The organism is Pantoea sp. X-Soil-ISGK-421 (genome assembly GCF_059730785.1).
Genome location: NZ_AP035979.1, coordinates 3,206,899 through 3,231,116, shown reverse-complemented (window position 1 = coordinate 3,231,116; position 24,218 = coordinate 3,206,899). Strand labels below are relative to the sequence as shown.

Annotated in this window: 18 protein-coding genes; 14 read left to right on the top strand and 4 right to left on the bottom strand. The window is 55.7% G+C overall.

The window, feature by feature from the left end:
• Positions 1 to 201 precede the first annotated feature (201 nt).
• Positions 202 to 1,932 carry a penicillin-binding transpeptidase domain-containing protein gene (locus AC6I8K_RS15005; RefSeq protein WP_497826977.1) on the top strand — a complete coding sequence of 577 codons (1,731 nt, stop codon included), beginning with the start codon at positions 202 to 204 and terminating at the stop codon, positions 1,930 to 1,932.
• Between the two features lie 172 nt (positions 1,933 to 2,104).
• Here the strand turns inward: AC6I8K_RS15005 and AC6I8K_RS15000 are convergent, their stop codons facing one another.
• Positions 2,105 to 2,473, bottom strand: coding sequence for a hypothetical protein (locus AC6I8K_RS15000; protein WP_497826976.1), 369 nt, complete (start codon positions 2,471 to 2,473; stop codon positions 2,105 to 2,107).
• Positions 2,474 to 2,682: 209 nt separating this feature from the next.
• Between AC6I8K_RS15000 and AC6I8K_RS14995 the strand changes: the two genes are divergently transcribed.
• From AC6I8K_RS14995 to lplT, 9 genes are all read left to right on the top strand, one after another.
• On the top strand, positions 2,683 to 3,924 hold the full coding sequence (locus AC6I8K_RS14995; RefSeq protein ID WP_497826975.1) for an MdtA/MuxA family multidrug efflux RND transporter periplasmic adaptor subunit: 1,242 nt from the start codon (positions 2,683 to 2,685) through the stop codon (positions 3,922 to 3,924).
• Complete coding sequence (locus AC6I8K_RS14990; protein ID WP_497826974.1) at positions 3,921 to 7,088, top strand: multidrug efflux RND transporter permease subunit; 3,168 nt, start codon at positions 3,921 to 3,923, stop codon at positions 7,086 to 7,088. Before AC6I8K_RS14995 ends, AC6I8K_RS14990 begins: the two co-directional genes overlap by 4 nt.
• A complete protein-coding gene (locus AC6I8K_RS14985; RefSeq protein ID WP_497826973.1) occupies positions 7,085 to 10,189 on the top strand; it encodes an efflux RND transporter permease subunit in 3,105 nt (1,034 codons plus the stop codon). The genes AC6I8K_RS14990 and AC6I8K_RS14985 overlap by 4 nt, the downstream gene beginning before the upstream one ends.
• Complete coding sequence (locus AC6I8K_RS14980) at positions 10,190 to 11,593, top strand: efflux transporter outer membrane subunit (RefSeq protein ID WP_497826972.1); 1,404 nt, start codon at positions 10,190 to 10,192, stop codon at positions 11,591 to 11,593.
• A 173-nt stretch (positions 11,594 to 11,766) separates the two neighbouring features.
• Positions 11,767 to 12,441, top strand: coding sequence for a hypothetical protein (locus AC6I8K_RS14975; RefSeq protein ID WP_497826971.1), 675 nt, complete (start codon positions 11,767 to 11,769; stop codon positions 12,439 to 12,441).
• Positions 12,442 to 12,443: 2 nt separating this feature from the next.
• Entirely contained in the window at positions 12,444 to 12,635 is a 192-nt protein-coding gene (locus tag AC6I8K_RS14970; protein WP_497826970.1) for a hypothetical protein, read from the top strand.
• Between the two features lie 19 nt (positions 12,636 to 12,654).
• The gene (locus AC6I8K_RS14965) at positions 12,655 to 13,134 is read left to right on the top strand and encodes an Hcp family type VI secretion system effector (RefSeq protein ID WP_497826969.1); all 480 of its coding nucleotides are present in this window, start codon (positions 12,655 to 12,657) and stop codon (positions 13,132 to 13,134) included.
• A 163-nt stretch (positions 13,135 to 13,297) separates the two neighbouring features.
• Complete coding sequence (aas, locus tag AC6I8K_RS14960) at positions 13,298 to 15,448, top strand: bifunctional acyl-ACP--phospholipid O-acyltransferase/long-chain-fatty-acid--ACP ligase (protein WP_497826968.1); 2,151 nt, start codon at positions 13,298 to 13,300, stop codon at positions 15,446 to 15,448.
• A complete protein-coding gene (gene lplT, locus AC6I8K_RS14955; RefSeq protein ID WP_064738067.1) occupies positions 15,445 to 16,635 on the top strand; it encodes a lysophospholipid transporter LplT in 1,191 nt (396 codons plus the stop codon). The genes aas and lplT overlap by 4 nt, the downstream gene beginning before the upstream one ends.
• An 81-nt stretch (positions 16,636 to 16,716) precedes the next feature.
• On the opposite strand, the gene AC6I8K_RS14950 is transcribed toward lplT, so the two are convergent.
• The 3 genes from AC6I8K_RS14950 to mutH all read right to left on the bottom strand — a co-directional run bounded on the left by AC6I8K_RS14950 (position 16,717) and on the right by mutH (position 18,911).
• The gene (locus AC6I8K_RS14950) at positions 16,717 to 17,757 is read right to left on the bottom strand and encodes an NADP(H)-dependent aldo-keto reductase (protein WP_064738066.1); all 1,041 of its coding nucleotides are present in this window, start codon (positions 17,755 to 17,757) and stop codon (positions 16,717 to 16,719) included.
• Positions 17,758 to 17,901: 144 nt separating this feature from the next.
• Complete coding sequence (locus tag AC6I8K_RS14945) at positions 17,902 to 18,120, bottom strand: YgdI/YgdR family lipoprotein (protein ID WP_064738065.1); 219 nt, start codon at positions 18,118 to 18,120, stop codon at positions 17,902 to 17,904.
• 104 nt (positions 18,121 to 18,224) lie between these two features.
• Positions 18,225 to 18,911 (bottom strand): DNA mismatch repair endonuclease MutH, encoded by a 687-nt coding sequence (mutH, locus tag AC6I8K_RS14940; protein WP_497826967.1) that lies wholly within the window; start codon positions 18,909 to 18,911, stop codon positions 18,225 to 18,227.
• Positions 18,912 to 19,592: 681 nt separating this feature from the next.
• Here mutH and rppH point away from each other — a divergent pair.
• The 4 genes from rppH (at position 19,593) to thyA (ending at position 24,146) form a co-directional block, all read left to right on the top strand.
• Positions 19,593 to 20,120 (top strand): RNA pyrophosphohydrolase, encoded by a 528-nt coding sequence (gene rppH, locus AC6I8K_RS14935; RefSeq protein ID WP_007890933.1) that lies wholly within the window; start codon positions 19,593 to 19,595, stop codon positions 20,118 to 20,120.
• A gap of 12 nt (positions 20,121 to 20,132) precedes the next feature.
• Complete coding sequence (gene ptsP, locus AC6I8K_RS14930; protein WP_483816057.1) at positions 20,133 to 22,379, top strand: phosphoenolpyruvate--protein phosphotransferase; 2,247 nt, start codon at positions 20,133 to 20,135, stop codon at positions 22,377 to 22,379.
• Between the two features lie 94 nt (positions 22,380 to 22,473).
• Entirely contained in the window at positions 22,474 to 23,355 is an 882-nt protein-coding gene (lgt, locus tag AC6I8K_RS14925; RefSeq protein ID WP_064738062.1) for a prolipoprotein diacylglyceryl transferase, read from the top strand.
• The gene (gene thyA / locus AC6I8K_RS14920) at positions 23,352 to 24,146 is read left to right on the top strand and encodes a thymidylate synthase (RefSeq protein WP_064738061.1); all 795 of its coding nucleotides are present in this window, start codon (positions 23,352 to 23,354) and stop codon (positions 24,144 to 24,146) included. Before lgt ends, thyA begins: the two co-directional genes overlap by 4 nt.
• Positions 24,147 to 24,218: the final 72 nt, after the last annotated feature.

Below are 24,218 nucleotides of genomic sequence, written 5' to 3'. Positions count from 1 at the left end.
ACACTTTTTCTGTCAACTGCGTTTACGTTTCTTTATAAGAGAAACCATTCATACCCAAGATAATTCGAGCTGTAGCAAGGCGGCAAATGAGTTCATCCCCAGGAGCTTACTGAAGTAAGTGACTGGGGTGCACACGCGCAGCCAACGCAGCTACAGCTCGAAGTATGAAGGGTATTACCATTTTGATTGCAGTGGATTGCCATGCCCCCTATTAAAAAACTTCTGGGAAAAGACCAGATAAAAGCGCCCTTTAACCCGTTTCGTTTTCGCCTGATTTGTCTCGGCGTTTTATGCTGTCTGGTGCTGTTGCTGATCTGCGTTGGTGACCTGCAGTTGATCAAGCATCCAATGCTGGAGCATGAAGCCGATCAGCGCTCGTTGCGCACCGTGACGCTGCCAACCAACCGCGGTACCTTGCTGGATCGCGACGGCCAAGCCTTAGCGCTGAGCGTACCGGCGCGTGACATCATCGCCGATCCAATGCGCGTGCTGGAGGCGAATCCCGATTTCACCAGCGCCAAATGGGCCTATCTGGCGGCGGCACTTAATCAGCGTCCGGAAGATCTGCGTGCGACCATCACCGCTAACCCGAAAAAACGCTTTCTCTATCTGGGCCGTAAGATCGAACTCGGCATTGCCAAAGATATCGCCGAGCTGAAACTGAAAGGTATCAGCTCGGTGTATAACGACAGCCGTTTTTATCCGATGAGTGAAGCAGCCGCACCGTTGATTGGTATCGTCGGTGCTGACAGCAACGGCTTGAACGGCATTGAGAAAGGTTTCGACCATGTGTTGCAGGGCGATCCGGGCAAAGAGGTGTATCGCCAGGATGGTGAAGGCAACATCATTGCAATGATCGATTACCAACCGCCACAACAGCCGCCGACGGTACAGCTCAGCATCGACAAGTTTGACCAGTTCACGCTCTACAGCAAACTGCGCGACGGCGTGCTGCTGAATAAAGCCGATTCGGGCGCAGCGGTGCTGGTGAAGATCGATACCGGCGAGATTCTGGCGATGGCCTCTTATCCGTCGTTCAACCCGAACAATTACGAAAACGCCACGCCGGCGCAGATGCGTAACTCGGCGATCAACGACAGTTACGAACCCGGCTCAACGGTGAAACCGCTGGTGGTGATGGAAGGGCTGGAGCGCCATCTGGTGCGCGCTGATTCGGTGATCGATACCACGCCGTACAGCGTCAACGGCCACCTGATCCGCGACGTTGGCCACTGGCCGCGCCTGACCATGACCGGCATCTTGCAGAAATCGAGTGACATCGGCGTGTCGCATATTGCGCTGGCGATGCCGGCTGAAGCGCTGGTGAACACTTATCAGGCGTTTGGTTTGGGTAAACCGACCGGGCTGGGATTGACCGGTGAGAGCGTGGGTTACTTCCCGCTGCATCGCGAGCGCTGGGCGGATATCGAACGCGCCACTTTCGCCTTTGGCTACGGCCTGCGCGTTACGCCGCTGCAGATTGCGCGTGAATACGCCACGCTCGGTTCGTACGGCGTTTATCGTCCGCTGTCGATCACCAAAGTGACGCCGCCGGTGCTGGGCAAACAGGTGGCGAATCCGCAGGTGGTGCAAACCGTGGTGCATATGCTGGAGAGTGACGTGCTGCCGGGCGGTACCGGGGTGAGAGCGGCGGTGCCGGGTTATCGTCTGGCGACCAAAACCGGTACGGCAGAGAAGATGGGCACCAGCGGCAAGTACGATGGTGGCTATATCAACTACACCGCGGGCATCGCGCCTGCCAGCCATCCGGAAGTGGCGCTGGTGGTGATGATTAACCATCCTACCGCAGGCGATCACTTTGGTGGTTCAGTTGCGGCACCCATCTTCGGCAACATCATGGGGCCGGTGCTAAAGCACATGAATGTGGCGCCGGATGCCATTTACACTAAACCAACCTCAGACAAATCTTAGTTAAATCAAAACTGTAAGCGCGGTGTGGAGAATATTCACACCTCGTTTCACTTCCCCAAACACCGTTGCTTTTTGCACCTGTCTTTCACCGGCTTATCGGTGCGAGTATGGACGTCCCAGAGGTATTGATGGGTGTGAAAACAACGCTGCTTTGGTAGCGATGACCCTGTTATTACACCGACCCACGCAGATGCGTGGGTTTTTTTTGCCTGCAATTTATCGGTAATTGCGCATTCAAGTGCGCGATGAATCGTGCCGCTACGGAAGTGTGCACGTATTTGTAGCGGCGCAATGTATTGCGCAATTGCAATGAAGCAAGCACGAATGTGTAGCGGCGCAATGTATTGCGCAATGAAGCAAACACGTATTTGTAGCGGCGCAATGTATTACGCATTGAAGCAAGCACGTATTTGTAGCGGCGCAATTTATTGCGCAATCGCAATGAAGCAAGAACGAATGTGTAGCGGCGCAATGTATTTCGCTGATCGCGGAAATGGCGACGGCGTGGCTGACGCTGAGTTCGGATAACAAGCTGCCGCATCTGGCGCAGGCCGACGCAGCCAGTTACACACTTCTACAGGATACTGGGCGGCGGTTGGCAATCCTGACAACCTTAACGAAACCCTTACAGTTCGCGTATGGAATTCGCGCGGGCATTAAGCCGATAATGCGCGGAGTGATGATTTCCCTTTGAAATAATCCCCTGTTTTTCAGGGGATTTTCCCTTTCCTTGTTAACCTGAAGACTCTGATGACTAACAACACTTCCCGCTCCTCGTCTTTCCGCTGGCTGAAATGGCTGCTTCTTTTGCTTGTGCTGTTGATAGTGGCTGGCGTGGTCTGGCGCGTAGTGGGCGGGCGCGGCGGGATGCCGCCGGGAGCGGAAAAAAGCGCACGCGGCGGGCATCGCGCTGGCGCTGGCGGCCCGCCGGGCATGGCGATGATGGGCGGCGCAACGTTGGTGCACAGCGGCGTCGCCAGCACCGCCGACGTGCCGCAATATCTTAACGCGCTCGGCACGGTGATCCCCAATGCCAGCGTCACGGTGACCAGCCGCGTCGCCGGTCAGCTGGAAAACGTGTTCTTCACCGAAGGGCAAAAAGTCAGCGCCGGACAGCTGCTGGCGCAGATCGATCCGCGCAGCTATCAGGCGACACTGGCGCAGTATCAGGGCGATCTTAATCAGAATCAGGCGTTGCTGAAAAGCGCGCAGTTAACGCTGGTGCGCTATCAGAAACTGGCGGCGCAGGACTCGTTGTCGCGCCAGGATCTCGATACCCAAACTGCCACCGTCGGGCAATACAAAGGCGCGGTGGCCGCCGATGAAGCGCAGATCGCCAGCGCCAAACTGGATATTGAATACGCGCGCATTACCTCGCCCATCAGCGGACGCGTAGGTTTACGTCTGGTCGATCCGGGTAATATGGTGCAAACCAGCGATACCACCGGCATCGTGGTGGTGACGCAGATGCAGCCTGCCGCCGTCACCTTTAGCGTGCCGCAGAGCAATATTCCGCAATTGAGCAAAGCGCTGCACGACGGACAAAGCTTGCCCGCCACCGCCTTCGATCAGGACAACATCACGCCGCTGGCGCAGGGTGAGGTGAAGTTCATCAGCAACCAGATTGATACCGCAACCGGTACCATCGCGCTGAAAGCCACCTTTCCCAATAAAGATGAAGCGCTGTTTGCCAACCAGTTCGTCAATCTGCGTCTACAAACTCACATCCTGAAAAATGCCACGGTGATCCCGGCGCAGGCGCTGCAGCTGAGCAGCGACGGCAGCTTCGTGTTTGTCATCAATAAAGACAACACCGTAACGCGCAAAGCGGTGACCACCGGCCCCACCTTTGGTGACGATCAGCAGGCGATCCTTAAAGGGGTGGAACCGGGCGATCGTCTGGTGACCGAAGGCATTGATCGCCTGACCAACGGCAGCAAAGTGCAGCTGGCTGATGAGAGCAAAACCACTGCGACCGCCGAGGCCAAATGAATCCGTCTCGCCTGTTTATTGAGCGTCCGGTCGCCACCATTCTGCTGATGGTCGGCATACTGATCGCCGGGATCTTCTCCTATCGTTTTCTCTCCACTTCGGCGCTGCCGCAGGTGGATTACCCGACTATTCAGGTCACCACGCTTTATCCTGGCGCCAGCCCGGATGTGATGGCGTCGTCCGTCACGTCGCCGCTGGAGCGCCAGCTCGGTCAAATGGCGGGCTTGAGTCAGATGACCTCAACCAGCTCAAGCGGATCGTCCATCGTCACGCTGAAATTCAGCCTCGATTTGTCGCTGGATGTGGCCGAGCAGGAAGTGCAGGCGGCGATCAACGCCGCCAACAATTTGCTACCTGGCGATCTGCCTAATCCGCCAACCTACAAAAAGGTCAATCCGGCCGATACCGCGGTCATCACCCTTGCGGTGAGTTCCGCCACGCTGCCGCTGACGCAGGTGCAGGATCTGGTCAACACGCGCGTGGCGCTCAAGCTATCGCAGATTAACGGCGTTGGCATGGTGACGCTGGCGGGCGGCCATCAGCCGGCGATCCGCGTGCAGATGGATCCGAAAGCGCTGGCGGCGCATAAGCTGTCACTGGAAGACGTCAACACGCTGATTAGCAACAGCAACGTTAACGGCTCGAAAGGCGGCTTTGACGGTAAATATCACTCGGTCACCATTGATGCCAACGATCAGCTACGCACCGCCGATGAGTACGGCAATCTGATCATCACTTACCAAAACGGCGCGGCGCTGCGGCTGAAAGATATCGCCCATATCGAACAGGGACCGGAGAACAGCTTCCAATCGGCGTGGGCGAATAATAGCCCGGCGATTGTGATCGGCGTACAGCGCCAGCCGGGTGCCAACGTGATTCAGGTGGTGGACAGCATCAAAGCGCAGCTGCCGAAGCTGCAGGCGGCGCTGCCGGACGGCGTGAAGATGAGCATTCTGTCGGATCGCACGCAAACCATTCGCGCTTCAATCAGCGACGTGCAGTTTGAGCTGATGCTGTCGGTAGCGCTGGTGGTCATGGTGACATTCCTGTTCTTACGCAATGTGGCGGCGACCTTGATTCCCAGCGTGGCGGTGCCACTGTCGCTGATTGGCACCTTCGGCGTGATGTATCTGGCCGATTTCAGCCTGAATAACCTGTCGCTGATGGCGCTGACCATTGCCACCGGCTTCGTTATTGACGACGCGATTGTGGTGGTGGAGAACATTTCGCGGCGGCTGGAGGAGGGCGAAACGCCGATGCAGGCGGCGCTGAAAGGCTCGCAGCAGATTGGCTTCACCATCATCTCGCTGACCTTCTCACTGATTGCGGTGCTGATTCCGCTGCTGTTTATGGGCGATGTGGTCGGGCGGCTGTTCCGCGAATTTGCCATCACTCTTGCAGTATCGATTCTGGTGTCGATGGTGGTATCACTCACGCTGACGCCAATGCTGTGCGCTTATCTGTTGCAACACATTCCGCCAGAAAAACAGTCGCGCTTTTCGCGCAAAGGCGGCGAGGTGTTCGACAAGCTGGTGCGCGGTTACGACCGCCTGCTGACGGTGGTGCTGAACCATCAGAAGCTGACGCTGCTGGTGGCGCTGGCAACCTTTGCGCTCACCGCGCTGTTGTACATCGCCATCCCCAAAGGTTTTTTCCCGTCGCAGGATACTGGCCTGATTCAGGGCGTGACGGTGGCGTCGCAGGATGTGTCGTTTAGTGAGATGTCGAAGCGGCAGCAGGCGCTGGCGAAGGTGATGCTGCAAAATCCGTCGGTAGAGAGTTTGTCCTCAACCGTCGGCATTGATGGCAGCAACACCAGCCTGAATAGCGGGCGCATCCAGATCAACCTCAAGTCGTTTGACGATCGCGATGACAAAGCCGACGTGGTGATCAAACAGCTGCAACAGGCGGCGCAGCAGGTGGCGGGCATTCAGCTCTATCTGCAACCGGCGCAGGATTTGACGGTGAACGATCAGGTGTCGCCGAGCCAGTATCAGTTCACGCTGGATGATGCCGACAGCGAAAACCTGGTGAGCTGGACGCCGAAGATGGTGGCCGCGTTGCAGCAGCGCCCGGAATTTAACGGCGTGGTGAGTAACTTGCAGGATCAGGGCCGCGTGGCCTACGTCGAGCTGAATCGCGATAAAGCGGCGCGCTACGGCATTACCGCCGCCGACGTGGATACCGCGCTGTACAACAGCTTCGGTCAGCGACTGGTCTCCACCATCTTTACCCAGGCCAATCAGTATCGCGTGGTGCTGGAAGTGGCGCCGCAGTATCAGCAATCTCCCGCCTCCTTTGATGATGTCTATTTGCCGGTAAGCAGCAGCACTTCATCCAGCGACGACAGCAGCACGTCGTCTTCCTCGGATGACACCAGCACAACGACCGGCATGGTGAAACTGACGTCAATCGCCACCATTCATCAGCGCACCGGTTCGCTGATGCACATGCGCCTCAACCAGTTCCCGGCGGTGATGGTGTCGTTCAACCTCAACAGCGGTTACTCGCTGGAGGATGGGCAGAAGGCGATTACCGAGGTCACACAGCAGCTCAATCTGCCGTCGAGCATTACCCTGCGTTATCAGGGCGAAACCTCGGCGTTTCAAAGCGCTACCGGCAACACGCTGTGGCTGATTCTGGCGGCGCTGATTACCATGTACGTGGTGCTCGGCATTCTGTATGAGAGCTTTATTCATCCGGTGACCATTCTCTCGACGCTGCCTTCTGCGGCGGTCGGCGCCTTGCTGACGCTGCTGCTGGCCGGTAGCGAGTTCAGCCTGATTGCGCTGATTGGCGTGATCCTGCTGATCGGTATCGTTAAAAAGAACGCAATTATGATGATCGACTTCGCGCTAGAGGCGGAAAACAAACAGCACATGAGCGCGCGTGACGCGATTCATCAGGCGTGTTTGCTGCGCTTCCGGCCGATTTTGATGACCACCATGGCGGCGCTGCTCGGCGCACTGCCGCTAATGCTGGCCTCCGGTTCCGGTGCCGAGCTGCGCCAGCCGCTTGGCCTGGTGATTGTTGGCGGGTTGATCGTCAGCCAGGTGCTGACGCTGTTCTCCACGCCGGTGATTTACCTGTGGTTTGATGGCATCGCGCAGCGCGGCAAGCGCTACATGCAGCGTAAGCAGCAGCAGGCGCGGGGCGATCGATGAACTTAACCCGGCTGTTTATTTTCCGTCCCGTTGCCACGCTGCTGCTGACGCTGGCGATCCTGCTGCTGGGGGCGTTGGGCTATCGGCTGCTGCCGGTAGCGCCACTGCCGCAAGTGGATTTCCCCACCATTATGGTGAGCGCCAGCCTGGCCGGTGCCAGCCCGGAAACCATGGCGGCCACCGTCGCCACGCCGCTGGAGCGTTCGCTGGGGCAGATCGCCGGTATTACCGAGATGACCTCTAGCAGCTCGCAGGGATCGACCAGCGTGATTTTGCAGTTTGATCTCGATCGCGACATCAACGGCGCGGCGCGTGACGTGCAGGCGGCGATCAACGCTTCACGCAGTTTGCTGCCGAGCGCCATGGAGTCGCTGCCGACTTACCGCAAAGCCAATCCGTCGGATGCGCCGATTGTGATGCTGGCACTGACGTCCGCCACGCGCACGCCGGGCGAACTCTACGATCTGGCAGAAAGCAAAATTGAGCAGGCGATGGGCCAGGTGAAGGGCGTCGGCGAAGTGTCGCTGATGGGCAGCGCCTTACCGGCGGTGCGTATCGATCTGCAGCCGCTGAAGCTGACGCAATACGGCATTTCGCTGGATACGGTGCGCAGCGCCATTGCCAACAGCACCACCAATAAGCCGAAGGGCATTTTGCAGGGCAGCAGCCAGTCGTGGGTGGTGGACAGCAACGGCCAGCTGGATAAGGCCGCGCAGTATCAGGATTTGATCGTCACTTATAAAGAGGGCAAAGCGCTGCGGCTGCACGATGTCGCCACAGTCTACGATTCGGTCGAAGATCAGTATCAGGCCGGTTTCCTCAATTCCATGCCGTCGGTGATGGTGGGGATTAAGCGCCAGGCCGGTGCCAACATGCTCGACACCATTGATGCCATTAAAGCGCAGCTGCCGGCGCTGGAAAAAGATCTGCCCGCTGATACCCAGCTGAAAGTGGTGGTGGATCGATCGCCGACGGTGCGCGCCTCGCTGTACGACACCGAAGAGACGCTGCTGGTGGCGATGCTGCTGGTGATCGCCGTGGTGTTTGTGTTCCTGCGTAATGTGCAGGCGGTGATTATCCCGGCGCTGGCGCTGCCGGTATCGCTGGTCGGCACCTGCGCGGTGATGTATCTGCTTGGCTACAGCCTCGATAACCTGTCGCTGATGGCGCTGATTATCGCCACCGGTTTTGTCGTCGACGACGCGATTGTGGTGCTGGAAAATATCACCCGCCATATCGAAGAGGGACTCAGCCCGCTGCGCGCGGCGCTGCGGGGTGCGCAGGAGGTGAGTTTTACCGTGCTGTCGATGACCATGTCGCTGATTGCGGTATTCATCCCGATTCTGCTGATGGGCAGCATCGTCGGACGCCTGTTCCGCGAGTTTGCCGTGACGCTAACGGTGTCGCTGCTGATCTCAATGTTTGTGTCGCTCAGCCTGACGCCGATGCTGTGCGCGCGCTTGCTCAAGCCAAAGCCAACAGTCACTCAACGCCCGCATCCGCTGTATCAGTTTATCGAAAACCAACTTAACGCTTTGCTGGCGGCTTACTCGCGTGGATTAACCTGGGTGATGGCGCACCAAAAGCTGACGATGTTCAGCCTGGTGCTGACCGTGCTGCTCAATCTATTTCTGTTTTCTGTGGTGCAGAAAGGCTTCTTCCCCAATCAGGATACCGGCTTGCTGATGGGCGCGCTGCGCGCTGACCAAAACATCTCCTTCCAGGCGATGAAGCCGAAAATGCTGCAGTTCACCCACATCATCCAGTCCGATCCGGCGGTGGAGAGCGTGATGTCGTCGATGGGTAGCGGCATGTTCGGCTCGCGCAACAGCGCCAACTTCTTTGTACGGCTGAAGGATTTTGACCAGCGCGATGCCACCGCCACCGAAGTGGCGAACCGGCTGAGTATGAAAACCAGTCATATTGCCGGGGCGCAGATGTTCCTGATGGCGGCGCAGGATCTGCATATCGGCGGACGCAGCGCCAACGCCACCTATCAATACAGCTTGCAGGCCGACGATCTCGATCTGCTGCGCAGCTGGACGCCAAAAGTGCAGGCGGCACTGGCTGCGATCCCGCAGCTCAACAGTGTGGATTCCGATGCGCAAACGGGCGGTCAGGAAGTGGTGATCACTATCGATCGCGACCGTGCCACACGACTGGGCGTTAACGTGCAGATGCTTGACACCCTGCTCAATAACGCCTTCAGCCAGCGCCAGGTCGCCACGCTGTATCACACGCTCAATCAGTATCACGTAGTGATGTCACTGCAGGACAGTTACACGCGCGATCCGGCCATTCTCCAGCAGCTGTATGTGATTAATGACAGCGGCGATCGCGTGCCGCTGGCGGCATTCGCCAGCTTCAAAGGCGGCAACGCGCCGCTGTCGGTGGCACATCAGGGGCAATCGGCCACCAGCACCGTCGCGTTCAATCTCAATGATGGCGTGTCGCTGGAGCAGGCGCAGGCGCTGATTAAACAGGCGATGGCGCAGATCGGTTTACCGTCCACCCTTCAGGTTGGCTTTGCTGGCACCGCCGCCGCATTTACCCAACTCACCGCCACGATGCCGTGGCTGATTATCGCGGCGCTGGCGGCAGTGTATATCGTGCTCGGCGTGCTGTATGAGAGCTACATCCATCCCATCACCATTCTCTCAACGCTGCCGTCGGCGGGCGTTGGGGCGCTGTTACTGCTGCTGCTCACCAATACGCAGCTCACGGTGATCGCGTTGATCGGCATCATCCTGCTGATCGGTATCGTGAAAAAGAACGCCATCATGATGATCGATTTTGCCATTCACGCCGAGCGCACGCAGGGCATGTCGCCGCAGCAGGCGATCACCCAAGCCTGCCTGATGCGTTTCCGTCCGATCATGATGACCACGTTAGCCGCCTTCTTCGGCGCGCTGCCGTTGGCGCTGGGCAGCGGCGGCGATGCCGATCTGCGTAGCCCGCTTGGGCTGGCGATTGTCGGTGGTTTGGCGCTGAGCCAATTGCTGACGCTGTTTACTACGCCGGTTGTTTATCTCTGGCTCGATGGTTTGAGCCGCGCCACGCAACGTCAGTGGCGGCGGTTGCGTCATGTGGAAACCCGATAGATGAAAATGTCCCTGAAAATTACGCCCGTTGTGCTGGCGCTGATGCTGGCCGGTTGCGCCGTTGGTCCCGATTATCAACGCCCAAACCTGGCGATGCCGACCCATTTTAAAGAAGCCAAAGGCTGGCAGCAGGCGACGCCGCAGGATGCAGACAGCAAAGGCGAATGGTGGCAGGTGTATCACGATGCCACGCTGGATAGCCTGCTGAAGCAGGTGAGCATCTCCAACCAGAACGTTGCCAACTATGCCGCGCAGTACCGTGAAGCGCAGGCGCTTACCTCGCAATCACGCGCCGCGCTGTTGCCATCCGTTGGCTACGACGCCAGCAGCACGCGCAGCGGCAGCCGCGCCAGCACCAGCGGGCAACGCAGCGTCAGCAACAGCCATGCCGCCGATCTCAACGCCAGCTGGGAGCTGGATTTGTGGGGCAAACTGCGCCGCACGCTGGAGGAGAACAACGCCAGCGCTGAAGCCAGCAAAGCCGAGCTGGCGAATATCACCCTGAGCGCGCAGTCCGAACTGGCGCAGGACTATTTCCAGCTGCGCATTATTGACGAAAAAATCGCGCTCTATCAGCGCAGTATCGCTGCCTATCAGCGCTATTTGACGGTCATTCAAAACAAATACGCGGCGGGGAGCGAATCGCGCGCCACCTTAGCGCAGGCACAGATGCAGCTGGAGAGCGCCCGCGCCTCGGCGCAGGATTATCAGTGGCAGCGTGCGCAAATGGAGCACGCGATTGCGCTGCTGCTGGGCCGCGCACCGGCTGATTTTTCTTTGCCGGTGGCGAAGCTGGATGCTGCGTTACCTGCTATCCCGAATAGCCTGCCTTCGCAGCTGCTGCAGCGCCGTCCTGATATTGCCTATGCCGAGCGCAACGTGGCTGCTGCGAATGCCGCCGTGGGCGTGGCGATTGCCGGTTACTATCCCGACCTGACGCTGAGCGCCAGCGGCGGTGTGAGTTCATCGGCGATTAACAGTTTGTTCTCGCTGCCCAACCGCGTGTGGTCATTGGGGCCGGAACTGAGCGGCACGCTATTAGATTTTGGTGCCACCTCGTTGAAGGTCGATCAGGCGCGTGCGGCCTATGACGCCAGCGTTGCCAGCTATCGCCAGGCGGTGCTGACGGGCATGGGCGAAGTGGAAGATTATCTGGTGCAGCTGAACACCTTACAGGGCGAAATTGCCTCGCAGCAGCGCGCTACCGATGCGGCGCAGGAATCGGCGCGCGTTACGCGCAATCAATATGACGCCGGAATGATCGACTATCTCGACGTCGCCACCACCGAAAACAGCAGCCTGAGCGCGCAGCAGAGTTTGCTGTCGCTGCAGAGCACGCAATGGGTCAGCAGCGTTGGTCTGATCGCCGCGCTGGGTGGCGGATGGCAGGCCGATTCGCCGTAAACCCGGTCGCCATGAATGGCGACCGATCTACGCTTAACTGACGAACATTACGTAACAGATGGCGACTCTATTTAGAAAGTGCGGACTGTGTCCCGAAAATTAACCTTACAGTTTAAATGGTCTCATGATATTTTTTTTTGCATCAGGACGATTATTAACCGCAAGGACGAAGTATGTATCACAGTGACTCGATAATATACGGTATTCAGGCTGAGAAGTTGATGGCACTCCAACTTGAAAAAGCATTATCTGGTGTAAAAGGAGTGGTACTTGAGCAGGCCAATAAAATCGGTGATGGTGCAACCCGCTTGTCGTATTACATATCATGCTTTACTGATAATTATCAGGATGTTTGCGCCCGATTAAAAGAAGAGGACCTTAGATTTCTTGATGGTGTCGCAGAGCTTGTTAAACACCGTGACATTATATACAGAATGTTGCATATCTATTTCGAAGATATTTTTAGATTCAAAAGTCGTAGCCAGCTCGAAGTCATTAAATCAAAGCTATTAAAGGCTGGCGTGGTGATTTCAGCCAGTGCTTTAAACAATCAGGCGTTTGTTATTGGAATAACGACGACAGTTTGCCTTGGCACCAGTCTCAGCACTACGATTTTCAAATGGACAGGTAAAGCAACAACGCTTGCTGTAACTGGGCTGGGATTGTACGGCATAGTTCAGCATGCAGCAGAAAGTGCTGAACGGCTCCAGTCACTGTCTCCCATGTATTATCACGCGCTGTCTCTGCAGAAACTCGATATGATGTATTTTCTTATTGAACCACTATTTATGAAAGCGCATGCATTCGATAATAATGTTGTTAGCACCATAATAAACATGGTGCATTAATTATGCTGAACTTCTTAAAACAATGGGTAAAAGCTCAGGCTTCATACTTCTTCTGGGGTTATATTCCACTTATTTTTATTATTGCATTTGGAGCTTTTGCCGTGACTTATTTTCGGCCTTATGCCCTACAAGCAACAGGCATTGTCATAGTTTTAACTTTCGCTTTTGTCATCTGGTTTAATCGCCCTCGTTAAATTTAAAAGGATTTTAATTATGTCTACACCGGCACACATATGGTTAACAGACGAAAACGGCTCACCCATCATCGGTGAATGCTTAATGCCGACGCGTTTAGGCTTGATAGAAATGCGGACATTAACGCATAACGTCACGATTCCTGTGGATGCACATTATGGGAAACTCACAGGCACGAGAGTACATACCCCCATCGTGTTTCAAAAGGAATTTGACCGGACAACTCCACTATTGTTTCGAGCGCTTTGTCAAGGGAGAACGCTAAAATCGGCCACTATAAAAATGTACAAAATCACAGAGGCGGGGATTGAAACTGAATATTTTAATATTCTGCTCGAAAACGTAAAAATCACCAGTATTACGCCATCACTTTTACCAACGGGCGTAACGGGTACACATATGGAAAATATCGAAATGCGTTATGAAACGATAACGTGGAAGCACGTTGATGGAAACATTCAGTACAAAGACGGATGGAACGAGCGAATGATAGGTTGAAATTAAGTGAACTTTTGCGCCGCGAACACTACATGTACATGCTACCGCGGCGCAATTTGTCTCCTGAAAAATGTCAAAATCTACGAAAATCATCCCGACACTTGTCGAAGCCCCCCGGATCCTGCATCGTAAGAGCCATTTTTGCGAATGCTAAGGAGCTGGCATGTTACTGACCTTCTTCCGTTTCCTTTTCCGCCTGCTGTGGCGTGTGGAACTGCGGGGCGACCTCGCGGCACTGCATAAAGAAAAAGTGCTGATCACCCCCAATCATATGTCGTTCCTGGATGGGGTGTTACTGGCGCTATTTCTGCCGATTAAACCGGTGTTTGCCGTCTATTCGTCGATTAGCGACCAATGGTTTATGCGTCTGCTGAAGCCGATTATCGACTTCGTTCCGCTCGATCCCACCAAGCCGATGTCGATCAAGCATCTGGTGCGGATGATCAATGAAGGACGTCCGGTGGTGATCTTCCCTGAAGGGCGCATCACCGTGACCGGCTCGCTGATGAAGATTTACAGCGGTGCCGGCTTTGTGGCGGCGAAATCCGGTGCCACCGTGGTGCCGATGCGTATCGAAGGCGCGGAATATACGCCGTTTGGTCGCCTGGCGGGCGTGTTTAAACGCCGTCTGTTCCCGCGCATCACCTTGACGGTGCTGCCAGCGACCATCATTCCAATGCCCGAAGCCAAACGTGCGCGCGATCGGCGCACGCTGGCGGGTGAGCACTTGCACCATGTGATGATGGAAGCACGCATGGCAGTGCGTCCTCGTGAAACGCTGTTTGAGGCCTTCCTCAATGCACGTCAGCGTTATGGGGTGATGAAGCCTTGCATTGAAGACGTCAACTTCAAACCGGATAGCTACACCGGTTTGCTGAAAAAAGCGCTCGGCGTGGGTCGCATTTTGGAGCGCTACAGCAAACAGGGCGAATATGTTGGTCTGCTGCTGCCGAACGCCACGGTGACGGCGGCGGCGATTCTCGGTGCGTCGCTGCGCGGACGGATTCCGGCCATGCTTAACTACACCGCAGGCGTGAATGGCATGCGTGCGGCGTTGACCGCTTCGCAGGTGAAAACCGTCTTTACCTCGCGCCAGTTTCTCGAAAAAGGCAACCTGTGGCACTTGCCGCAGGGACTCACCGAGGTGCAGTGGATCTATCTGGAAGATCTGAAAGATACCGTTACGCTGCAGGACAAACTGTGGATTGTGGCGCATCTGCTGATGCCGCGCCGCGCGCAGGTTCCTCAGCAGCCGGAAGAGGCGGCGATGGTGCTGTTTACCTCCGGTTCGGAAGGCAATCCCAAAGGCGTGGTGCATTCACATAAAAGCCTGCTGGCCAACGTGGAGCAGATACGCACCGTGGCGGATTTCACCCCGCGCGATCGCTTTATGTCGGCGCTGCCGCTGTTCCACGCCTTTGGTTTGACCGTTGGCCTGTTTACGCCGCTGCTGACCGGTGCGCAGGTGTTTCTCTATCCGAGCCCGCTGCATTACCGCATCGTGCCGGAATTGGTTTATGACCGGAACTGCACCGTGCTGTTTGGCACTTCGACCTTCCTCGGCAACTACGCGCGTTTCGCCAGCCCGTATGATTTTGCGCGTCTGCGCTATGTCGTGGCCGGTGCAGAGAAGCTGCAGGAAGCGACGCGTCAGGTCTATATGGAGAAATACGGCATCCGTATTCTTGAAGGCTACGGCGTAACGGAGTGCGCGCCGGTGGTGGCGATCAACGTGCCGATGGCGGCGAAAAATCACACGGTGGGCCGCATTCTGCCAGGCATGGATTCGCGTCTGATTTCCGTGCCGGGCATTGAGCAGGGTGGTCGCCTGCAGCTGCGCGGGCCGAACGTGATGAACGGTTATCTGCGCGTCGAGAATCCTGGCGTGCTGGAAGTGCCGGTAGCGGATAACGGCGAAGGTGAGATGGAGGCAGGCTGGTACGACACCGGCGATATCGTCAGCTTTGATGAAGGCGGGTTCTGCCAGATTCAGGGCCGCGCGAAACGCTTCGCAAAAATTGCCGGTGAGATGGTGTCGCTGGAGATTGTTGAGCAGATTGCGCTGAAAGCCTCCCATGAGAAGCAGCATGCGGCGTCGCTGCGTCCGGACGGTAATCGCGGTGAAGCCTTGGTGCTGTTCACCACCGACAGCGAATTAGCTCGCGATACCTTGCTGAAAGCGGCGCGTGAGATCGGTGCGCCGGAATTGGCGGTGCCGCGCGATATCCGCATCATGAAACAACTGCCGATGCTGGGCAGCGGCAAACCGGACTATGTCAGCCTCAAGCAGCTGGCGGAACAGGAGCAGGCATGAGCCAGGCGTTAAATAAGGATGCACCGCTAATGTCACGGAATATGCTGGCGGTGATTGTGGCGCAGTTCTTCTCGGCATTTGGCGACAACGCGCTGTTGTTTGCCACGCTGGCGCTGCTGAAAAATCAGTTCTACCCGGACTGGAGTCAGCCGATCCTGCAAATGCTGTTTGTGGCGACTTACATTCTGCTCGCGCCGTTTGTTGGGCAGATGGCGGATAGCTTTGCTAAAGGTCGGGTGATGATGTTCGCCAACAGCCTCAAGCTGCTGGGGGCGCTGATTATCTGTTTCGGCTTCAATCCGTTCCTTGGCTACACGCTGGTGGGGATTGGTGCGGCGTCCTATTCGCCGGCGAAGTACGGCATCCTGACGGAAATCACCCGCGGGGAACGCCTCGTAAAAGCTAACGGCTTAATGGAAGGGTCGACCATTGCGGCGATTCTGCTGGGTTCGGTAGCGGGTGGTATTCTGGCGGACTGGAACCTGGTGGCTGCGCTGGTGGTGTGTGCCATGACGTACGCAATGGCGGTGGTAGCGAACCTCTTTATTCCGCGCCTGACGGCGGCGCGTCCGGGACAGAGCTGGTATTTTGGCGCGATGCTGCGCAGTTTCATCGCGGCGACCAAGTTGTTGTGGCGCAACGGCGAGACGCGTTTCTCGCTGCTCGGCACCAGTTTGTTCTGGGGCGCGGGCGTGACGCTGCGCTTCCTGCTGGTGCTGTGGGTGCCGGTGGCGCTCGGCATCAGCGATAATAAAACCCCAACCACGCTGAATGCGATGGTGGCGATTGGCATTGTCATCGGTGCGGCTGCGGCGGCAAAACTGGTGACGCTGCAAACCGTGCGCCGCTGTATGCCGGCGGGCGTGTTGATTGGCGTGATGGTGGTCGTGTTTGCGTTGCAACAGAGTTTGCTGAATGCCTATCTGGTGCTGATGCTGATTGGTGCGCTGGGTGGTTTCTTTGTCGTGCCGCTCAATGCGCTGCTGCAGGAGCGTGGTAAAGCGTCCGTGGGTTCGGGTAACGCGATTGCGGTGCAAAATCTGGGTGAAAACAGCGCGATGCTGCTGATGCTGGGTTTGTATACCGTGGCGATTAAGCTGGGCGCACCTGCGGTGGCAACCGGCGTGGGATTCGGTGCGATTTTCGCCGTGGCGATTGCGGTGCTGTGGTGGAAAGCGCGGCGGTAATTGTGCGGTAATTAAAAAGGTCGCCATGAATGGCGACCCTACGGCAGAATTTGTAAGGTGCGCATTAATGCGCACCTGGTTTCAAGGGGCAGGATAAGTAAACTGGCGATGAATCGCTTCCAGTTCCTCTAACACATCAGCGTTCAGCGTCAGATTGAAACTCTCAACGTTAATCTTAAGTTGCTCCAGCGTGGTGGCGCCCAGCAAGGTGCTGGCGACAAACGGCTGTTGACGCACGTAGGCCAGCGCCATCTGCGACGGATCCATATTGTGCTTCTTCGCCAGCTCAACATAGGCGGCAATCGCCTGCTGAGACTGATCGCCGCTGTAGCGGGTAAAGCGACTAAACAGCGTATTGCGCGCACCGGCTGGTTTCGCACCGTTCAGGTATTTACCGCTCAAAGTACCAAAGGCCAGGCTGGAATAAGCCAGCAGCTCGACGCCTTCATGCTGACTGATCTCCGCTAAACCTACCTCGAAGCTGCGGTTCAGCAGGCTGTACGGGTTCTGGATGGTGACGATACGCGGTAGCTCGTGCTTTTCAGCCAGCTGCAGGTAACGCATCACGCCCCACGCGGTTTCGTTCGACACGCCAATGTAGCGAATCTTACCGGCACGAACTTGTTCGGTCAGCGCTTCCAGCGTTTCCAGCAGCGTCACGGGGACACTGGAATCGGTGTATTGATAGCCCAGCTTGCCGAAATAGTTGGTTTGGCGCTGTGGCCAATGCAACTGATAGAGATCGAGATAATCGGTATTCAGGCGTTTCAGGCTGGCATCCAGCGCTTCGCGGATGTTTTTGCGATCCAGCGCCTGGTTCGGGCGAATTGAGGCATCCGCACCGCGTACCGGGCCGGCCACTTTGCTGGCGAGGATGATTTTGTCACGGCTGCCGCGCTTCTTCAGCCAGCTACCAATGTACTGTTCGGTTAATCCCTGGGTTTCCGGGCTCGGCGGCACCGGATACATTTCCGCGGTATCAATCAGGTTAATGCCACTGCTAACCGCGTAATCAAGCTGTGCGTGGGCGTCGGCTTCGCTGTTCTGCTCACCAAACGTCATGGTTCCAAGCCCCAGCTGACTCACTTCCAGCGTGCTATGGGGAATACGGTGATAGTGCATTTGCCGGCATCCTTTTTTCATTATGAAAGGGAATGTTGTGTCCTTTGGGACTATAGCGTGTGAAGCGGCGCGGAAGGAAGGGGGGAAAGTTCGGGAAATCGCCTGCACAAGGGGAAAACATGTGCAGGCAAGGCAATTTGGCACTTAACGCTCAATGATGGTCGAAACCTCGTCACCATTGATCTGCATCTGATGGCCTTTCTCATCGGTGTACTGTACCAATCCAGTCTCTTTATCGATGGCGGGTTTGCCATCGGTCATGATCATGCGGCCATCTTTGGTCGCCATGACGTAATCACTGCTGCAACCACTCAATAACAGCGCAACCAATCCTAAACCCACTGCACTTACCAACCCTTTCATTCTTATCTCCTTCTCGCGACTTCAACAGCAAAAGTGTAGTAATAAATGCTTTCGTCGTTAGGAGTAATCGCATCATTCCTAAAATTATCGGCAGCAATATGCATTTACAGTAAAAAATGTCGCGCCAAAAGTGGGCCGGTAAAGCTCTTCTTTAAATAAAAGCCGCGCGGCAGCGTCATAATCGGCTCGCCGTGTTCCCCGATGGCTTCGGTTAATGCTTTGCTGTTGGCGGCTTTAGGGCGGATTTGCAGCCACGCACCGTGACGGGCGGTGATGCGCTCAACCTGGCCAAGCACAATCATATCCATTAACTCTTCCCAGTCTTCCCGCAACTGTTGTTCCTCTTCTTCACTGGGATGCCATAGCAGCGCTGAACCAACACGACGCTCAGCCAGCGGCAAGGCACGATCGCCTTCGATCGGAATCCACAGCACGCGTGCCAGTTTGTGCCGCACATGGCTGGTTTGCCAGGTAACGCCACTATTGCCGGTTAACGGCGCGACACACACGAAGGTGGTCTCCAGCGGTTTGCCTTGCGCATCTACCGGAATGGTCTTCAGCTCAATACCGAGATGCGCAAAATCCTGTTCGGCTTTGCTGCCCGCACTGGCACCTAAATGCAGCTCTAACAACATGCCGACCCAGCCTTTATCGCGTTTCAAATCGGTGGGTATCGGCAGGTTTAGCTGTGCCGCTAGCGCGGCAAAGGTCTGGCCTGCCAGCTGTTGTGCTCGTTGCAGTAATTCCGCTTCGTTTTCGGGTGATGACGGCAATAATGCTGAAGAGTGCATGCTAGAACTCACATTGGTTAAAGAGTGAACAGTGGAGGCTGACTGAGTTTGTCCACATGGCAATTAGGTGAATAACTGTGATAATAGCATGATTAAGAATGGTTTTTTATTCCAATAGAATGGGGCCATCCGATGCTGTGGCCAGGTTATCCCAGCTTGTTATCGACAATGAACAGGTGTTGAACCTAGTTATCCACAGAAATGTGGGGTAACCCCCTTTTCTCAGACACCTGTTTCCATTTACAGCCTTGACTTTCGCGTTTTGAACGCTTTTTTTCCTTTCTTTGACCAGGTTTAGGTCATTCTCTGTGGATAAAAACGTCATTGGTGGATCTTTAACCGATGACAGGCAAGTGGAATGAATCTGCAAAGGATCTTTTCATCGCCTGAGTTTCCATTATTTTATATGTGTATGAAATTTAATGTTTTATTTTATCTGGCGACGAGGGTTTTTGAGAATGTTCTGTAATGGTTATTCACGTCATTCCCGTGTTCTGCACAACGCTATCCACAGAAAAAGTGAATAAGATCGCCCATAAATCTCACTCGCTGTTTATAACTTGGCTAATCTCTGTGAGTTATCCTGTTTTTATTCTGCTTACACCCCGGTATCCAGTGGTTTACCGCCTGTAAGGAGTGTGAAACAATCAGGCTATTCAAATTTAGCTTTGAGGTAGTCCAGTGATCGATGATGATGGCTACCGCCCGAATGTTGGTATCGTAATCTGTAACAGGCAAGGACAAGTGTTGTGGGCCAGGCGCTTTGGACAGCACTCCTGGCAATTTCCTCAGGGAGGCATCAATCCGGGTGAAACTGCTGAACAGGCAATGTATCGCGAACTGTTCGAAGAAGTGGGTTTACACCGCAAAGATGTTCGAATACTTGCTTCAACCCGAAACTGGTTACGCTACAAGTTGCCAAAACGTTTGGTGCGTTGGGACACAAAGCCGGTGTGTATCGGCCAGAAACAAAAGTGGTTTCTTCTGCAGTTGATGTGTAGTGACGCGGAAATCAATGTGCAGCACAGCAGCACGCCCGAGTTTGACGGTTGGCGCTGGGTTAGCTTCTGGTATCCGGTGCGTCAGGTGGTCTCTTTCAAGCGCGATGTTTACCGCCGCGTGATGAAAGAATTCGCTGGCGTGGTGATGTCGATGCAGGAGAGTGCGGGGCAACGTAATAACGCTGCCCAACGACGTAAAAGAGGATAGGCCACGCCCTTTATGCTCACTCAGTTACGCGAAATAGTAGAGAAAGTGGCGAGTGCTCCACGTCTGAATGAAGCACTCGACATTCTGGTAAACGAAATTTGCCTTGCGATGGAAACCGAGGTTTGCTCGGTTTATCTCGCCGATCACGACCGTCGTTGCTACTACCTGATGGCGACACGCGGGCTAAAAAAGCCGCGTGGTCGTACGGTTACGCTGGCGTTTGACGAAGGCATCGTTGGCCTCGTTGGACGCTTAGCAGAGCCGATCAACCTCGCCGATGCGCAAAGCCATCCCAGCTTCAAATACATCCCTTCTGTTAAAGAGGAGCGTTATCGCTCCTTCCTCGGCGTCCCGATTATTAGCCGCCGCCAACTGCTTGGCGTGTTGGTTATCCAGCAGCGCGAACACCGTCAATTTGATGAGAGCGAAGAGTCCTTCCTCGTCACGCTCGCCACGCAAATGGCAGGATTGCTGTCGCAGTCGCAGCTCGGTCAACTGTTTGGTCAATTCCGTCAGACACGCGTAAAAGCGATCGCTGCTTCGCCTGGCGTGGCGGTCGCGCCGGGCTGGGTGGACGAAACCCAGCCGCTGCTCGATCAGGTTTCCGCTGCGTCCACGCTCGACGTGCAGCGCGAACGCGAGCGTCTGGTGCTGGCGATGGGTGAGGCCGGCAACGAATTTCGCCGCTTCAGTAAACGCTTTGCTGCCAGCGTGCAGAAAGAGAGCGCGGCGATCTTCGATCTCTATTCGCATCTGCTTACCGATGCACGCCTGAAAAAAGATCTGTTTGACGAGATCGAACGCGGATCGGTCGCCGAGTGGGCGGTGAAAACGGTGATCGAGAAGTTCGCCGAGCAGTTTGCCAATCTGCAGGATCAATATTTACGCGAGCGCGCCGGCGATTTACGCGTGCTCGGTCAACGTCTGCTGTTCCACCTTGATGATTCCCTGGTCGGCACCAATGCCTGGCCGGAACGCTTCGTGTTAGTCGCCGATGAACTCACGGCAACCACGCTGGCGGAATTACCGCAGGAGCGTTTAGCCGGCGTGGTGGTGCGCGACGGCGCCGCCAACTCGCATGCGGCGATTCTGACGCGCGCGATGGGTATTCCGACCGTAATGGGCGCGGATATCCTCCCGGCACAGCTCAACAAACGCTTGCTGATTGTGGATGGCTACCGCGGCGAAGTGCTGATCGATCCGGAACCGGTGCTGGTGCAGGAATATCAGCGTTTGATCAGCGAAGAGAATGCGCTGAGCAAAATGGCCGAAGGCGTGGTCGAGCAGCCCGGTGAGTTGAAAAGTGGTGAACGCATTCAGGTGATGCTGAATGCCGGTCTCAGTCCGGAACACGAGCAGGCGCTCGACAGCTGGGTAGATGGCATCGGTCTGTACCGTACCGAAATTCCGTTCATGCTGCACAATGGTTTCCCGTCCGAAGAGGAGCAGGTGGCGCAGTATCAGGGCATGTTGCAGCTGTTTTACAACAAGCCGGTTACGCTGCGCACGCTTGATGTCGGCGCGGATAAACAGCTGCCCTATATGCCGATAAGCGAAGAAAATCCCTGCCTTGGCTGGCGGGGTATTCGCTTGACGCTCGATCAGCCTGAAATCTTCCTGGTGCAGGTGCGCGCCATGCTGCGTGCTAACGTGGCGTCTGGCAACTTAAGCATTTTGCTGCCGATGATCAGCCATATCGACGAGATCGACGAGGCGCGTCGTCTGATCGATCGTGCCGGTCGTGAAGTGGAGGAGATGCTCGGCTATGTGATTCCTAAGCCGCGCATTGGCATCATGATTGAAGTGCCATCGATGCTGTTTATGATCCCGCATCTGGCGGATCGCGTCGATTTCGTTTCCGTCGGCACTAACGATCTGACGCAATATTTGCTGGCGGTCGATCGCAATAATACGCGCGTGGCGAACCTGTATGATTCGCTGCATCCGGCGATGCTGCGGGCGCTGCACACCATTGCCAGCGAAGCCCGCCAGGCCAAACTGGAGCTCTGCTTGTGTGGTGAAATGGCCGGCGATCCCATGTGTGTCGCGCTGTTAGTGGGCTTGGGATATCACCATCTCAGCATGAACGGCAAAAACGTACCGCGTGTGAAATATCTGCTGCGCCATCTCGATTTTGAAGAGGCGCAGAAGCTCAGCGAGCATGGGCTGGCCGCGCATTCCGCCTCGGAAGTGCGCCATCTGGTCTCCACCTTTATGGAGCGCCGCGGTTTAGGCGGTTTGATTCGCGGCGGGCGTTAACGGTTACAACTTCACGACCTGTAAAAAAAGTGGCTGTGCTATCATGCGCAGCCTTTTATTGTCCCGTTTCAGGGCAGAAAAATGATGGTGAAAGATGACTGACGGCTACATTTCGTTTCCCCAATTCGATCCGGTAATTTTCTCTATCGGACCGGTTTCGCTTCACTGGTACGGCTTGATGTACCTGGTAGGCTTTATATTTGCCATGTGGCTGGCCACGCGCCGTGCCAACAAACCTGGCAGCGGCTGGAAAAAAGAAGAAGTGGAAAACCTGCTCTATGCGGGCTTCCTTGGCGTCTTCCTCGGCGGCCGTATTGGCTATGTGCTGTTCTACAATCTGCCGCTGTTCCTTGAGAATCCGCTGTATCTGTTTAAGGTTTGGGATGGTGGCATGTCGTTCCACGGCGGCCTGATTGGTGTGATTGTGGTGATGCTGATCTTCGCACGCCGCACCAAGCGCACTTTCTTCCAGGTGGCTGATTTCATTGCACCGCTCATCCCATTTGGTTTGGGGGCCGGTCGTCTCGGCAACTTCATCAACGGCGAACTGTGGGGCCGCGTGGCGCCAGATTTCAAATACGCGATGTTGTTCCCCGGTTCACGCAGCGAAGATATCGCGCTGGCGGCCAATAATCCGCAGTACCAGGAATTGCTGAACACCTACGGCGTTCTGCCACGTCATGCGTCGCAGCTGTATGAGCTGTGCCTGGAAGGCATTGTGCTGTTCATCATTCTCAACCTGTTTATTCGCAAGCCGCGTCCAATGGGCAGCGTCTCGGGCCTGTTCCTGATTGGTTACGGTGCATTCCGTATCATCGTGGAGTTCTTCCGTCAGCCAGATGCACAGCTTGGCCTGTTTGAAGGCGGTGTCAGCATGGGACAGATCCTATCGATCCCAATGATTCTGGCCGGTGTGATTATGATGATCTGGGCGTATCGTCGTCGCCCGCAGCAACAAACGCGTGAGGTAAAATGAAACAGTATCTGGATCTAATGCAACATGTGCTGAATGAAGGCGCAGAAAAGGCCGACCGCACAGGTACCGGCACGCTCTCCATCTTTGGCCACCAGATGCGTTTTAATTTGCAGGACGGTTTTCCGCTGGTTACCACCAAGAAGGTACACTTGCGTTCCATCATTCATGAGCTGCTATGGTTCCTGAAAGGTGAGACCAACATTGGTTACCTGAAAGAGAACAAGGTCACCATTTGGGACGAGTGGGCGGATGAGAAGGGTGATCTCGGCCCGGTATACGGCAAGCAGTGGCGCAGCTGGGGCAGTGCTTCGGGCGACGAAATTGATCAGATCAGCAAAGTGATTGAGCAATTGAAGCGTGATCCGGATTCCCGTCGCATCATCGTCTCGGCGTGGAATGTGGGCGAGCTGGATCAGATGGCATTGGCACCTTGCCACGCCTTCTTCCAGTTCTACGTGGCCAACGGCAAACTCTCGTGCCAGCTGTATCAGCGTTCGTGCGACATTTTCCTCGGCCTGCCGTTTAATATCGCCAGCTATGCGCTGCTGGTGCATATGGTGGCGCAGCAGTGCGACCTTGAAGTGGGTGATTTTGTCTGGACGGGCGGCGATACCCATCTGTACAGCAACCATTTAGAGCAGGCGCGTCTGCAATTAACGCGCGAACCGCGTCCGTTGCCGAAGCTAGTGATCAAACGTAAACCAGCATCCATCTTTGATTATCAGTTCGACGATTTCGAAATTGAAGGTTACGATCCGCATCCAGCGATTAAAGCGCCCGTAGCGATTTAACGCTTTTTACCCGTAGGGTCGCCATTCATGGCGACCCATTTCCAACCGCTCTTCAATCCTCAACCGCTCCTC